This window comes from Mesorhizobium sp. W050 (assembly GCF_054719535.1).
Genome location: NZ_JBTTIH010000001.1, coordinates 2,055,376 through 2,069,579 on the forward strand (window position 1 = coordinate 2,055,376; position 14,204 = coordinate 2,069,579).

Here is a 14,204-nt window from a genome sequence, read left to right on the forward strand (position 1 = left end):
GCGCGGGATTTTTGTCAGGAACCTATCTTAATCGGCTGAATAGCTTAGAAAAAGCCCTTCCGCTGCCACCAGCCGGCGCGCTTCGGCTTTTCCTCGGCCTTTGCCTCGTCGGCAACGCTGGAGGAAACCACCGGCACCGCGGAGGTATCCGCGGCCACGGCTTTGCGCCGTGACTGGCGAGCCTTGGCGGGCTCGTCGTCGACGGTCGTTTCCGTGGCGGCATCGGCCGCAGCGGGGGCGGCAGCTTCGACGGCAGCTTCCGGTGCAGCCTCGGCCGCCGTCTCATCGGCGACTTCCACCACAGCCTTCTTTGCCCTTGAAGCGCGCTTCTTCTTCGGCTTTTCGGCTGGAGCGTCGTCGTTCGCCGCGGCGGGAGCCGCTGCTTCTTCAACCGCTACGGCTGCTACGGGCTCGCTTGCGGCCGTTCCGACTTCAGCGGCCTCGGCCACCGAGGCGGTTTCGCCGGCTTCGGTCTCCGTGCCGTCTTCGCGACGATTGCGCTTGCCGCCGCGCTTGCCGCGACGGCGCTTCTTGCCCTGGGCGTCATCTGATGCTTCCACCGTTTCGACGGCGCCAACCTGGGCTTCGTCTTGCTGTGTTGCATCGTCATCGCCTGGTTCAGCGGCAAAGTCGTCGCTTGCCGCCGAAACCGAAGCACCTTCGGCGCCATGCTCGCGATCGCCATGTTCGCGTTCGCGATCCTTGCCGCCGCGCCGCCTGCGGCGCTTGCGACGCTTGCGATCGCGGCCTTCGCCGTCCTCAGCCGATCTCGGCTGCTGCTGCTGCGACTGCGGCTGCGCCTGACGCGGCTGCTCTGCCTGTACCACAACCTCGTCGTCTTCCTCCTCGATGACGATCTCGTCCTCGGGCTCTTCCGGCTCGACATAGGCCGGGAAGGTTCGCGCTTCGACAAAGCCTTCCGGCTTTTCGGCAATGGCGCCGCGGAAGATCGCGTAGTGCTGCACACCGACCGTATCATCGGCCTCGACGGTGATGGTCAGGCCAAAGCGGCTTTCGAGTTCCACCAGCGTGCCGCGCTTGTGGTTGAGCACATAGAGAGCGGTCGCCGCCGGGGTCCGCACCGTGATGTGGCTGCGCGAATCCTTGAGCAGGAATTCCTCGATCGCCCGTACCACCATCAGCGCCACCGACGAATCGGAGCGCACATGGCCGGTGCCGCCGCAATGCGGGCAGGGCTTCATGGTCGATTCCAGCACGCTGGCGCGGATGCGCTGGCGCGACATCTCCATCAGACCGAAATGTGAGATGCGGCCGACCTGGATGCGGGCTCGGTCGTTCTTGAGGTGATCCTTCAGCCGCTTCTCGACGGAGCGGTTGTTGCGGTTCTCCTCCATGTCGATGAAGTCGATGACGATCAGGCCGGCGAGATCGCGCAGCCTCAATTGCCTGGCGACCTCTTCCGCCGCTTCAAGGTTGGTGTGGAGAGCGGTGTCCTCGATCGAGTGCTCCTTGGTGGAGCGGCCCGAATTGACGTCGATGGCGACCAGGGCCTCGGTCTGGTTGATGATGATGTAGCCGCCGCTCTTCAGCGTCACCTGCGGCTGCAGCATGCGGTCGAGCTGCGCCTCGATGCCGTTGCGCACGAAGATCGGCGTCGTGTCGCGGAACGGCTGAACCACCTTGGCGTGGCTCGGCATCAGCATGCGCATGAAATCCTTGGCCTCGCGATAGCCTTCCTCGCCGGAGACAAGAATCTCGTCGATATCCTTGTTGTAGAGGTCGCGCACCGAGCGCTTGATCAGGCTGCCTTCCTCATAGACGAGGGCAGGGGCGGTGGATTGCAGCGTCAGGTTGCGGACGTTTTCCCAAAGCCGCATCAGATATTCGTAGTCGCGCTTGATTTCCGCCTTGGTGCGGCTTTCGCCGGCGGTGCGCAGGATGACGCCCATGCCCTGCGGCACTTCGAGATCGGCAACGACCTCCTTGAGGCGCTTGCGGTCGACCGCACTGGTGATCTTGCGCGAAATGCCGCCGCCGCGTGCGGTGTTGGGCATCAGCACGGAATAGCGGCCGGCAAGCGACAGATAGGTGGTGAGTGCAGCGCCCTTGTTGCCGCGCTCTTCCTTGACCACCTGCACCAGCAGGATCTGCCGGCGCTTGATGACTTCCTGAATCTTGTACTGGCGGCGCACCGGCTTGCGGCGGCTGCGCACCTCTTCCAGCGCATCCTCGGCGCCTACGGATTCGATCTCGTGGTCGTCCGGATGCGAGGACTGCACCTCTTCCAGCATGCCGCGATCATTGTCCTCGGAGGTGGCTTCGCCACTTGCCTCGCTGGACGACCTTTCGTCACCCGGCTCCGCCGCAGGGACAGCTTCGGAGATCACATCCGCTTCGACGCTTGCCGCGATCGATGTCGGGCCGCCTTCCGACGGTTCGGTCCCGGATGTCTCGGCGTCGGAGGCTTCGCTGTCGCCATGCCCGGCATGATCGTCATGCCCGGCGGTATTGGCCGCGGCATGCTCGGAAGCAGGCGCTTCGGAGACGGCATCGCTGCCGGCATCGCCATGTTCGCCGTTTTCATCATCGGCGCCGGCGTCGCGCTTGTGTTCGCCGCGCTCACGACCCTTGCCGCCGCGCCGGCGGCCGCGCCGGCCGCGATCGCGACTCTGGCGGTCGTCGCCGTCATTGTCCTCGTTCTCCTCGTCCTCGGCTTCCTGCGCTTCAGCGCGCAGCAAAGCCTGACGATCGGCGACCGGGATCTGGTAATAGTCGGGGTGAATTTCACTGAAGGCGAGGAAACCGTGACGGTTGCCGCCATATTCGACAAAGGCTGCCTGGAGGGAAGGTTCGACACGCGTTACGCGGGCGAGATAGATGTTTCCTTTGAGCTGCTTCTTGTCCTGAGATTCAAAGTCGAATTCTTCAATACGGTTACCGCGGATAACGACAACGCGTGTTTCCTCCGGGTGGGAGGCGTCTATCAGCATTTTGTTGGGCATTATTTCGTTTCCTCCCGGCAGCCGTCAGCCGCAGCTTGCGAGGCAAAGCCCGCTGCTGCGTGTCTGGGATGTGGGTGCCGGATGTCTGAATGTCCGCCGGACGCCGCTTGAGCGCCATGGCGGTGCCGCCCGCAGCCACAATGGCGCGGTTTGATGCGGACCTTTCCATGATTGCGCTTGAAGCCATCGTCACCAGCAGAACCTTTTGAACCAAAGCCCGGACGAACCGGACCAGCTTGTTTGCTCATACAGAGCCGGCACGGGAACAAACCCGGCCGTTTTCCTCACGCAGGCGATTCCCCCGCCACGGGCGCACACCTGCGAAATTCGTCGCGATCACCTGAAGCCTTTTCGCTGGAGCGAAAGGAGCCGCCTTTCATCTGACCTGTAGCAGGAAGCTGCGGGAGAAGCGGTTCCAGGATTGCAGTGATCCACCATCGCTTTTATGATTTGACGGGGTGGAAGGCAACCCCGATTTCGGATGCCGGCAAAAAGCAGTGCCGTAACGGAAGCACAGGCCTTAATCCTCAATGAAAAGGCTTGGTTAACCTTCTCTGGATACCAATCGTTAATCGAGTCTGCGGCCTGACCGGCATTTCGACCAACCACGCGGGCGCAAGCGCCAAACCGGGAGCGACTGCAAAGAAATGGGACTGGCGGGCATCACAGACAAGGGCCATGGCCGTGCAGGCCGTTTCCTGCGCGCTGCCGGTGTGCTGTTGCTGCTGGCGCTTTGCCTTGCTTTTGCGCCGGTTTCACGCGCCGCCGATGCGCCACTCGGCGCCACCGCCTACAAGATGGCCGGCGACGCAACCAAGATGCGCATCGTCATCGATTTCGACCGCGAGCCCGACATCAAATGGTTCCTGCTGCGCGGCCCCAACCGGCTGGTCGTGGACCTGCCGCGCACCCGATTCGCCATCGGCGCGAAGGACGCCAAGGCCCGCGGCCTGGTCAAAGCGGTGCGTTATGGCGATCAGGGCGAGGGATCGCGGCTGATCCTGACCGGCAAGGGGCCGTTCTCGGTCGACAAGCTCGAGGTGCTCAAGAACGAGGACGGCGCAGGCTATCGCATCGCCATCGACATGTCGGCAGCCTCCGACCGCGAGTTCGACGAAGCCCTTGCCAACCAGGCGCTGACCACTGGCTCGACCGTCTCCACCGACAAGGGCTCCAGGGTCGGCACAGGGCCGATCTCCAATCCCGGGCATCGCTTCACCATCGTCATCGATCCCGGCCATGGCGGCATCGACGGTGGCGCCGAAGGCCTCAACGGCACCATCGAGAAGAACGTGACGCTGGCCTTCGCCACCGAATTGCGCGACAAGCTCGCCGCCGTCGCCAACTACGACGTGTTCATGACGCGCGATACCGACGAGTTCCTGCGGCTCGATGACCGCGTGCGCATCGCCCGGCAGCACGAGGCCGACCTTTTGATCTCGATCCATGCCGACACGATCAGCGTCAAGGGTATCAGAGGCGCCACCGTCTATACCGTCTCCGACAAGGCGTCCGATCCGCAAGCGCAGGCGCTTGCCGACCGCGAAAACCTCTCCGACCAGTTCGCCGGCATGGTGATCAAGGACGACAACAAGGAAGTCACCGACATACTGATCGACCTGATCCGCCGCGAGACGCATAATTTCTCGATGAGCTTTGCCCACACTCTGGTCGGCCAGTTGTCCACCAGCGTCGGCCTGATCAATAATCCGCAGCGTTCGGCCGGCTTCAAAGTGCTGAAAGCGCCCGATGTGCCGTCGGTGCTGGTGGAACTTGGCTATCTCTCCAACGCCAAGGATGAAGCGCAACTGCTCGACGCCGACTGGCGCGGCAAGGCGGCGCAGAGCATCACCAACGCCGTCGCCCTGTTTGCCTCCGCCAAGATGGGAACGGGAACCGGAGGCTGAGATGGTCGCCGCCGCCCACGACCGGAGGCAGCGTTGCACGACGACAACACCAGGCGCTTTTATTTCAGGTGGGGGATGCCTAAACCGGGCACTGCCGTATTTTGCCCACATGGTGGCGACATGGGTTTTCCATCACGGATCGGGACAGTTGCGAAGGCTTGCGCGAAAGGCGGCTTCGTCTAGGAAATTCCCGGACCTCGGACTGGAGCGGGCATGATTCGTCTTATCGGCTATTTCTTTGGTATCGGCACGACGCTGGCGCTTATCGTCGCCGCGGGCGTGGCGATATACATCAGCCATCTGTCGAAAGACCTGCCCGACTACGAGGTGCTGGCCAAGTACGAGCCGCCGGTCACGACCCGCATCCATGCTTCCGACGGCTCGCTGATGGCCGAATATGCGCGCGAACGGCGGCTCTATCTGCCGATCCAGGCGGTTCCGGACCGGGTCAAGGCGGCGTTCCTGTCGGCCGAGGACAAGAATTTCTACAACCATCCCGGCATCGACATCACCGGGCTTGGCCGCGCCATCTACGTCAACCTGCAGAATCTTGGTTCGGGCAGGCGCCAGGTCGGCGCCTCGACCATCACCCAGCAGGTGGCGAAGAACTTCCTCTTGTCCTCGGACCAGACCTACGAGCGCAAGATCAAGGAGATGATCCTGGCCTTCCGCATCGAGCAGGCCTATTCGAAGGACCGCATCCTTGAGCTCTACCTCAACGAAATCTTCTTCGGCTTCGGCGCCTATGGCGTTGCGGGCGCGGCACTGACCTATTTCGACAAGTCGGTCAACGAACTCACGGTCGCGGAAGCCGCCTATCTGGCGTCGCTGCCGAAGGGGCCTAACAACTACCATCCCTTCAAGCATGCCGACCGCGCCATCGAGCGCCGCAACTGGGTCATCGACCAGATGGTCGAGAACGGCTACGTGACGCGCGAGGAAGGCGACAAGGCCAAGGCCGAGCCGCTTGGCGTGACGCCGCGCCGCAACGGCTCCTATCTGTTTGCGGGTGAATATTTCACCGAGGAAGTGCGCCGCCAGATCATCTCGCGCTATGGCGAGAACGCGCTCTATGAGGGCGGCCTTTCGGTGCGCACGACGCTCGATCCGAAGATCCAGCTCATCGCCCGCAAGTCGATGCAGAACGGCTTGCTCAAATACGACACGCTGCGCGGCTATCGCGGACCGGTGACGCATATCGATGCTTCCGGCGACTGGGGCGTGGCGCTGGGCAACGTCAAGGGGCTGGAAGACGTGCCGGAATGGTCGCTTGCCGTCGTGCTCGACAGCTCGGCGACCGGCCTTTCCATCGGCCTGCAGCCGACGCGGCAGATTTCGGGCGATATCGTCAAGGAACGCATCGAAGGCGCCGTCAGCAAGGAAGACATGAGCTTTGCCATGCGCCATGTGGTCGATGGCAAGACGGTCAAGGCCAAGTCTCCGGCCGATGTACTGCAGCCCGGCGACGTCATCTTCGTGCAGAAGAACGAAGGGTCGGAAGGCGCCTACACGTTGCGCCAGGTGCCGGAAGTGGAGGGCGGCCTGATCGCCATGGATCCACATACCGGCCGCGTGCTGGCCATGGTCGGCGGCTTCTCCTATGCGCAGTCGGAGTTCAACCGCGCCACGCAGGCGATGCGCCAGCCGGGATCGTCCTTCAAGCCGATCGTCTATTCGGCCGCGCTCGACAATGGCTATACGCCGGCCTCGGTGATCATGGACGGACCGATCACCATCCAGAGCGGCACCACGACCTGGACGCCGAAGAACTATGACGGCACGGTGGCCGGTCCCGCGACCTTGCGCTCCGGTATCGAAAAGTCGCGCAATTTGATGACGGTGCGGCTCGCCAACGACATGGGAATGAAGCTGGTGGTGGAATATGCCGAGCGTTTCGGCGTCTACGACCATCTGGCGCCGTATCTGCCGATGGCGCTGGGTTCCGGCGAGACGACGGTGATGCGCATGGTGTCGGCCTATTCGATCATGGCCAATGGCGGCAAGTCGATCAAACCCTCGCTCATCGACCGCATCCAGGACCGCTACGGCAAGACCGTGTTCAAGCAGGACGAGCGCGGCTGCGAAGGCTGCAATGCGCCCGAATGGAACAACCAGCCCGAACCGGAACTGGTCGACAATTCCGAGCAGGTGCTCGATCCGATGACCGCCTACCAGATCACCTCGATGATGGAAGGCGTCGTCCAGCGCGGTACCGGCGCCACCATCGCCGAGCTTGGCCGCCACATCGCCGGCAAGACCGGAACGACCAATGACGAGAAGGACGCCTGGTTCATCGGCTATACGCCGAACCTCGTCGTCGGCCTTTACATGGGTTACGACACGCCGCGCGGTCTCGGCCATGGCGCCACTGGCGGCGGTCTGGCGGCACCTATCTTCAAGGACTTCATGCGCGTTGCGCTGGACGGCACGCCGAATGTCGACTTCAAGGTGCCGGAAGGCATGAACCTGGTCGCGATCAACCGCAAGACCGGCATGCGTGCCGCGTCGGGCGATCCCGGCACCATCATCGAAGCCTTCAAGCCCGGCACCGGCCCAGCCGACAGCTATTGGGTGATCGGCATGGGCGCCGACGGGTCCAACGGCGCCGGCGGACCGCTATCGCCGCAGGCTACGGAAGCCATCCAGGCACCTGGCGGCGGACTCTACTGACGACCTGATTTTTTACGTCGAATGGGCTGGCTTGTTGAGCCGGCCCATTTCGCTTTACAGGCAGCAATGCCGTGCCTATGTATCGCGCCGACCCAAGCGCCACTTCGAAAACAGGACAGAACAACCAGCCATGCGCGCGGAAACGCAGAATATTGTCGACGAGATCAGGCAGGCGATCACCCTGCTGAGGAGGCATCTTTGACTGGGATCAGGCTATAAAGCGGCTTGAATACCTGAACGTGCGCGCCGAGGATTCCAGCCTCTGGAATGATCCGCTGGAAGCGCAAAAGCTGATGCGCGAGCGCCAGGGCCTCGAAGACGGGATCGCCGGCGTCAAAAGCCTGACTCAGGCGCTGGAAGACAATATCGGCCTGATCGAACTGGGTGAGGAAGAGGGCGACCAGAGCGTGATCGCCGAGGCGGAAGCAGCCCTCCGCTCGATGCAGGGCGAGGCCAAGGCCCGCCAGGTCGAGACGCTGCTGTCGGGCGAGGCCGACGCCAACGACACCTATCTCGAAGTCCATGCCGGCGCCGGCGGCACCGAGAGCCAGGACTGGGCCTCGATGCTTCTGCGCATGTACACGCGCTGGGCCGAGCGTCGCCGTTTCAAGGTCGAAGTGCTGGAAGTCCATGACGGCGAAGAGGCCGGCATCAAGTCCGCCACGCTCCTGATCAAGGGCCACAATGCCTATGGCTGGCTGAAGACCGAGTCGGGCGTTCATCGCCTGGTCCGCATTTCACCCTATGACAGCAATGCGCGCCGCCACACGTCCTTCTCCAGCGTCTGGGTCTACCCGGTCGTCGATGACAGGATCGAGATCGACGTCTCGGAATCCGATGTACGCATCGACACCTACCGCTCATCCGGTTCGGGCGGCCAGCACGTCAACACCACGGACTCGGCGGTTCGCATCACCCATATCGCCACCGGCATCGCGGTTGCCTGCCAAGCCGAACGCTCGCAGCACAAGAACAAGGCGAAGGCCTGGGAAATGCTGCGCTCGCGCCTTTACGAGGAAGAGCTGAAGAAGCGCGAAGCGGTGGCCAATGCCACAGAAGCGTCGAAGAGCGACATCGGCTGGGGTCACCAGATTCGTTCCTATGTGCTGCAGCCCTACCAGTTGGTGAAGGACCTGCGCACCGGCGTCGAGAGCACCAGCCCGTCGAGCGTGCTCGACGGCGACCTCGACGACTTCATGGAAGCCTCGTTGTCGCAGCGCATCGAGGGCGGTGCCGGTGAAGCCGTGGCCGACCTCGACTAGGATATGTTCATATTCAGCTGAGGCCGGCCTGCGAATGGATGATACCTGCGCTTCCGCCACTTTCGACTCGGCTGACTTGAATAAGAACATCCCTTGGCGGGGGAGCGAAGGAGGAACCATGAGTCGCAGGCTCACCGGCAAATGCTTTTGCGGCACGGTTCAGTATGAAGTGGCGGACGAGTTCGTCTATGCCGCGATCTGCCATTGTTCGAACTGCCGGCGCACCACAGGTTCCGCCTTCAAGCCCTTCGCCGGCATCGAGCGCGAGAAACTTGCCCTTGCCGAAGGGCATCACGGGCTCATCCATTTCGGCGATGACAGCGGCCACGATGCGCATTGCAGCCGCTGCGGCTCGTTGCTGTATTCGCTGGTCCGCGACGGCGCCTATGTCCATGTCGCCATGGGCACGCTGGTCGACGATCCGACGATCCGGCCGACCGCGCACATCTTCGTCGGCTCCAAAGCGCCATGGTTCACCATCGCCGACGACTTGCCGCAATATGAAGGGCATGTGATCGCCGGTCCAGGCGAAGTATAGGCTGGAACCACATTCGGCCAATCCCGTTGTTTCGATGCCCGTCTGCCGGGAGTTGAGCCTGGCCTTGGATCTCGTCAGCGGTGGCAGATAGCGGCGTAGATGTGCGGCCTCGCGCAGCAACTTCTTGCGCCAGCCTAGGAATCAGCCCAGCATCCGAGGGCTGGAAGAGAAAAAGCATTTATGGCCGGACGCGGCATATCTGCGACCTGACGATCCGGCCACTGGGAAGACACGTTCCGGGAACGGGCAAGCGAAACGCTTGATGCTCGTTTGAAAGGAACGCTTCCATGTCTGCTGCCACTCTCCGATCGGCCAGAGCCGTTCAACCGGCTGGCCGACTCCTGTTTTCCTTGTTCGTGACCCCGATCTTTGCAATCGCGATGCTTGCTGCGGTGCTGACCGCACCCGCCTTCGCCCATGACGCCAAGCCTACGGCGGCGAAGCCGCAAGGCTGGAGTTATCCCTTCGCCTGCTGCGCAAACTACGACTGCCGCACCACCCATACCGGCGAGGTGCTGGAAAAGCCGGAGGGCTATGTCATCGCCGGAACGGGGGAGGTCGTTCCGATGAGCGACAAGCGGGTCAAGGACTCACCCGACGGCGATTTCCACTGGTGCGCGCACCAGGCCGGCCTCGACGCAGGCAAGACGATCTGCCTGTTCGTGCCACCGCGTTCCTACTGAGTTCTGTTGGCAGTTCTCATCGGAAGGCCGGCCTTGGTGCTGAAGGCGCTTGCGTCAGACGGCAGCAGCGAGTGCTGAGGCGAAGTCGCGATACGGCCGCAGTGGGCGACCCAGAAGTGCCGTCAGGCGCTCGACGTCGCCGGTCTCGGGCAGCATCCCGTCGGTAAAGAAACGCTCGCCCATCAGGCGCATGTCGTAGGCCATCCAGGCGGGCAGGAACTGCTTGAGATTTTGCTCAAAACCCTCCGTATTGTCGCCGCTGTAGCTGATCGGACGGGCGAGTACGTCTGACCAGATTGCGGCAATGTCCGTCCCGGTCAGTGTCTGCGGACCGACGAGGTTGATCCTCTCGAACGCAAGCGGCTCCTTGGACCGTTCGCGACGCAGCAGCTCAAGGGCGGCGATCTCGGCGATATCGCGGGCATCGATCATGGCGAGACCCTTGGGGCCGATCGGCATTGGGTAGGTGCCGTAGCCGGTGATGACGTCTTCGACCGTCAGATCGTTCTGGATGAAGTAGGCCGGGCGCAAGATCGTAGCTTTGAAGTCCATCTGCTCGATCATTCGCTCCACGCCGAACTTGCCCGCGAAATGCGGCACGTTCACATAGACGTCAGCGTGGATCACCGAGAGATAGACGATCCGCTCGATGCCGGCCGATCGGGCGACGTTCAAGGCGATCAAAGCCTGGGTGAATTCGTCCGGCACCACGGCGTTCAAGAGAAACAGCGTGGAAACGCCAGACATGGCTTTGCGCAGCGAATCGACATCGAGAAAGTCGCCTTGCACGACGGATACGCCCGCCGGAAAACTGGCTTTCGACGGATCGCGCACGAGAGCACGCACATCGGCGCCGCGCTTGGCGAGCTGTTCGACGACTTGGCGGCCGATATTGCCGGTGGCGCCGGTAACGAGAATGGTCATGGAATTTCTCCTGTTGGGTTGCTTGACAGCCCCAATATGTGTGGCTCACAAAGAGCCCAGTAGACGGTAATTTTAGACACGTCGTCTCACTGGTGGGACAGTCATGGATCTTTTAGCCCTTGCCGATTTTAACCTCGTGGCCCGCCATGGCGGCTTCGGCAAAGCGGCAAGGTCCACCGGCCGGCCCAAGGCAACGTTGTCCCGGCGCGTTGGCGAATTGGAAAGCAGTCTCGATCTGCGTCTGTTCGAACGGGGTGCGCGTAACCTGAAGCTGACCGAAGAAGGACGGGCGCTCTTCGAGCGGACGGGGGCGTTGCTTGCCGAGCTGGACGAGACGGCATCGGCGATTGCCTCGGGCGGTCAGAGACCCAAGGGCAGATTGCGGATCAGCGCGCCTTTGCATTTTTCGCAGACTGCAATGGGGAGGATCGCTGCGGGATTTGCCCTGAGGTATCCTGAGGTGAGGCTTGAAGTGACCACCGAAGACCGGCATGTCGACATGATCGAGGAAGGCTACGATCTGGTAATCCGGGTCAATCCGGATCCCGATGAAAGCCTGGTCGGACGGGCGTTTCTCCGCGACCGCCTGGTCGTTGTCGCGAGCCCGGACCTTCCTCGCCCGGCCGATGGGCTCGCCGCTCCTGGCATTGCGCGCGGGACAGGCGAGCGGCAAACATGGCAGGTGAAGACACCAGGTGGCCGGGCAACACTTAGAATCGAGCCGGTCCTCGCCTTGTCGACGCTGATCATGGTCCGCGATGCGGTGCGAGCCGGCGTCGGCGCAGGACGGCTTCCCATTTCGTTGGTGGCCCACGACCTGGCTGACGGCACACTGGTGAATTGGGGGGATATTGACGGCCCCGAAATTTCTCTATGGACGCTCTACCCGTCGCGGCGGCTGCTCAGCGCGCGCGTGTCGGCATTCCTGGATTTTCTAAAACAGGCTTTCCCAAACGGGAGGCCGGACGAACTGGCCGCCTATATCGGCAGGTGACGACGATTGGGAGGTGACGACGGGTCCGCTTCAGCCAGAGCGCCGCTCGGCTCGATCGACCGGAGCCTGCTGACAGACAGTTGTCAGGAGCCTTCCTTTATGGTGCCTTGCCGCATGGGTGGCGGGCAACCGAGAGGAAAGCTTTTCATGACCATCAAGGCCAGCTGTCATTGCAAGGCGACGACGTTCGAGGTTTCGCAGGCGCCCGAGACGGTAACACAATGCACCTGCTCGTTCTGCTCCAAGCGCGGTTCGCTGTGGGCTTACTACGTTCCGTCGCAATTCAAGCTCACCAGCTCGCCGGAAAACGTTTCCTTCTATCAATGGGGATCGAAGACCGTCAAACACGGGTTTTGCGCCATTTGCGGCTGCGGCACCTTCACCGAAACGCCGGACTGGTCAACCGGCAAACCGGACTTCGACAATCCCAAGATATCAGTCAATTCGCGGCTGTTCGACGATTTCGACCTCGATAAGGTCGAGGTGGTCGTCATTGACGGCAAGAACCTCTGGTAGGCCAGCACCAGCCACCGAAGCGGAAGAGTGGCGCGAGCGGGGAAAAGCCGCTTTCGCCGCTCGGTTTTTCGCCGCATTTCATGTTACAAGACCGGAGAAGGGCTTATGTGCGCGAGCCGCAAAGGCCGCGCTTTGGAGAGGGACGATTCTATGAAAAAGACTGTGCTCGTCGCCGTTGCGACGGCTGTGCTGGTGAGTGCCTGCACCACGACCGATCCGTACACCGGCGAGCAGAAGGTTTCGAACACCGCAGCCGGCGCCGGCCTTGGCGCCCTGGCGGGTGCGGGCCTCGGCCTGCTTGCCGGCGGCAATGACCGCCGCAACGCGCTGATCGGCGCCGGTATCGGCGCGCTGGCCGGCGGCGCCATCGGCGCGACCATGGACCAGAACGAGGCTGAACTGCGCCGCCAGCTCGAAGGCACCGGCGTCAGCGTCACCCGCACCGGCGACCAGATCATCCTCAACATGCCGTCCGACATTACTTTCAACGTCGACCAGGATGCGGTGAAGCCCGGCTTCTACCAGGTGCTGAACTCGGTTGCGCTGGTGCTGAAGAAGTTCAAGCAGACCACGGTCGACGTGTTCGGCCATACCGATTCGACCGGTGGCGACGAACACAATTTCGATCTGTCGCAGCGCCGCGCATTGGCGGTCGCCAACTATCTCTCAGGCCAAGGTGTCGATTCGCGCCGCTTCGCCGTCACCGGATTCGGCAAGACCCGTCCGATCGCGTCCAATGGAACGGCGGCCGGCCGTGCGCAGAACCGGCGCGTCGAGATCCAGCTTTCGCCGCTGACCTGAATTGTTCGGCATCGAAATGCGAAGGCGGCCCCCGCAAGGGGCCGCTTTCTTTTTGGGCTCCTGTGGTCCGCCAAAAGGTCTAACGCATTAGAGATTTCTAATAATTCCTTTCCGGAGGCCTTGGAAGGGATTAGCATTGGTGCGGTTCCAGAGGGGATGGGGCGATACAAACGGCCGCGCAGTCACTTAGTCGGCCCCGGTCCTGCACGGCCTGATAAGGAAATCTGGGAGGAATGCATGACAAGAACAGCTCGTCTTGGGCGTTGCGGCGTCCTCATTTTGACAGGTCTGGCCTCAGCTTGGTGCGCTGCGGCCACGGCTCGAGCCGAGGACGCCAACAAAGCCGACATCGAAGCTTTGAAGAAATCGCTCGCCAAATATGAGGACTACACGGTCGCCGTCCGCGACCTTTATCTGTCGACTGTCGGGTGTGTCTATTACAGCGGGGACAGGATCGAGGGCGCAATGGACTATCCGAAGGGCGCTATGGGCATCCATTTCGTCAACGTCCCGAGTGTCGGTCAGAAACTCGATCCGATGCGCCCCAATGTGCTGATCTACGAGCCGACCAAGAAAGGCTTGAGATTGGTTGGCGTGGAATGGCTGGTGCCCCTGACGCCAGACACCAAGGAACCTCCAAAACTATTTGGCCAGACCTTCATGGGACCGATGGAAGGGCACTATCCGCTCATTCCGAGGGAGTTCGTCCACTACGACCTTCATGCCTGGCTGTTCAGAGACAATCCGAACGGCATGTTCAGTCCGACCAACCCGAACGTGAAATGCAGCAAGGCAGAGTTTCCGATGCTGGAAAAACCGACCAAGATGATGCCCGGCCCGATGTGACGGACGGGCCAGGATAGGAGGGTGCCAAGAGTGCAAGCTGGCCGGCTGCATTTGAGAGCGCTCGGGATCAGGCTCGGACGACGATCGGCATGAGGGCCGG

11 protein-coding genes are annotated in these 14,204 nt (G+C 62.2%); 9 read left to right on the plus strand and 2 right to left on the minus strand.

The features are described from left to right. Window positions 1-44 precede the first annotated feature (44 nt). On the minus strand, window positions 45-2,963 hold the full coding sequence (locus tag ACYG9Y_RS09860) for a ribonuclease E/G (protein ID WP_023738933.1): 2,919 nt from the start codon (window positions 2,961-2,963) through the stop codon (window positions 45-47). Between the two features lie 647 nt (window positions 2,964-3,610). On the opposite strand from ACYG9Y_RS09860, the gene ACYG9Y_RS09865 reads away from it, so the two are divergent. From ACYG9Y_RS09865 to ACYG9Y_RS09885, 5 genes are all read left to right on the plus strand, one after another. Beyond that, window positions 3,611-4,870 carry an N-acetylmuramoyl-L-alanine amidase gene (locus ACYG9Y_RS09865; RefSeq protein WP_023738932.1) on the plus strand — a complete coding sequence of 420 codons (1,260 nt, stop codon included), beginning with the start codon at window positions 3,611-3,613 and terminating at the stop codon, window positions 4,868-4,870. 213 nt (window positions 4,871-5,083) lie between these two features. Further along, on the plus strand, window positions 5,084-7,540 hold the full coding sequence (locus ACYG9Y_RS09870) for a penicillin-binding protein 1A (RefSeq protein ID WP_023738931.1): 2,457 nt from the start codon (window positions 5,084-5,086) through the stop codon (window positions 7,538-7,540). Between the two features lie 130 nt (window positions 7,541-7,670). Next, window positions 7,671-8,802 (plus strand): peptide chain release factor 2 gene (gene prfB / locus ACYG9Y_RS09875; RefSeq protein WP_155922402.1). Its coding sequence is split into 2 segments (ribosomal slippage): window positions 7,671-7,736 and window positions 7,738-8,802, totalling 1,131 coding nucleotides; the frame shifts between segments, so codons are not numbered across the junction. Window positions 8,803-8,920: 118 nt separating this feature from the next. Then, window positions 8,921-9,340, plus strand: a complete 420-nt coding sequence (locus ACYG9Y_RS09880; protein WP_023738930.1) for a GFA family protein — start codon at window positions 8,921-8,923, stop codon at window positions 9,338-9,340. 287 nt (window positions 9,341-9,627) lie between these two features. Further along, a complete protein-coding gene (locus tag ACYG9Y_RS09885) occupies window positions 9,628-10,023 on the plus strand; it encodes a hypothetical protein (protein WP_023667474.1) in 396 nt (131 codons plus the stop codon). 54 nt (window positions 10,024-10,077) lie between these two features. Here the strand turns inward: ACYG9Y_RS09885 and ACYG9Y_RS09890 are convergent, their stop codons facing one another. Further along, window positions 10,078-10,947 carry an NmrA/HSCARG family protein gene (locus ACYG9Y_RS09890; RefSeq protein WP_023738929.1) on the minus strand — a complete coding sequence of 290 codons (870 nt, stop codon included), beginning with the start codon at window positions 10,945-10,947 and terminating at the stop codon, window positions 10,078-10,080. A gap of 103 nt (window positions 10,948-11,050) precedes the next feature. Here ACYG9Y_RS09890 and ACYG9Y_RS09895 point away from each other — a divergent pair, with 103 nt between their 5' ends. From ACYG9Y_RS09895 to ACYG9Y_RS09910, 4 genes are all read left to right on the plus strand, one after another. Further along, on the plus strand, window positions 11,051-11,941 hold the full coding sequence (locus tag ACYG9Y_RS09895; protein ID WP_023738928.1) for a LysR family transcriptional regulator: 891 nt from the start codon (window positions 11,051-11,053) through the stop codon (window positions 11,939-11,941). A gap of 147 nt (window positions 11,942-12,088) precedes the next feature. Further along, entirely contained in the window at window positions 12,089-12,457 is a 369-nt protein-coding gene (locus tag ACYG9Y_RS09900) for a GFA family protein (RefSeq protein WP_023667471.1), read from the plus strand. A gap of 150 nt (window positions 12,458-12,607) precedes the next feature. Continuing rightward, the gene (locus ACYG9Y_RS09905) at window positions 12,608-13,258 is read left to right on the plus strand and encodes an OmpA family lipoprotein (protein ID WP_023667470.1); all 651 of its coding nucleotides are present in this window, start codon (window positions 12,608-12,610) and stop codon (window positions 13,256-13,258) included. A gap of 237 nt (window positions 13,259-13,495) precedes the next feature. Continuing rightward, window positions 13,496-14,104, plus strand: a complete 609-nt coding sequence (locus ACYG9Y_RS09910) for a hypothetical protein (protein ID WP_023702468.1) — start codon at window positions 13,496-13,498, stop codon at window positions 14,102-14,104. Window positions 14,105-14,204: the final 100 nt, after the last annotated feature.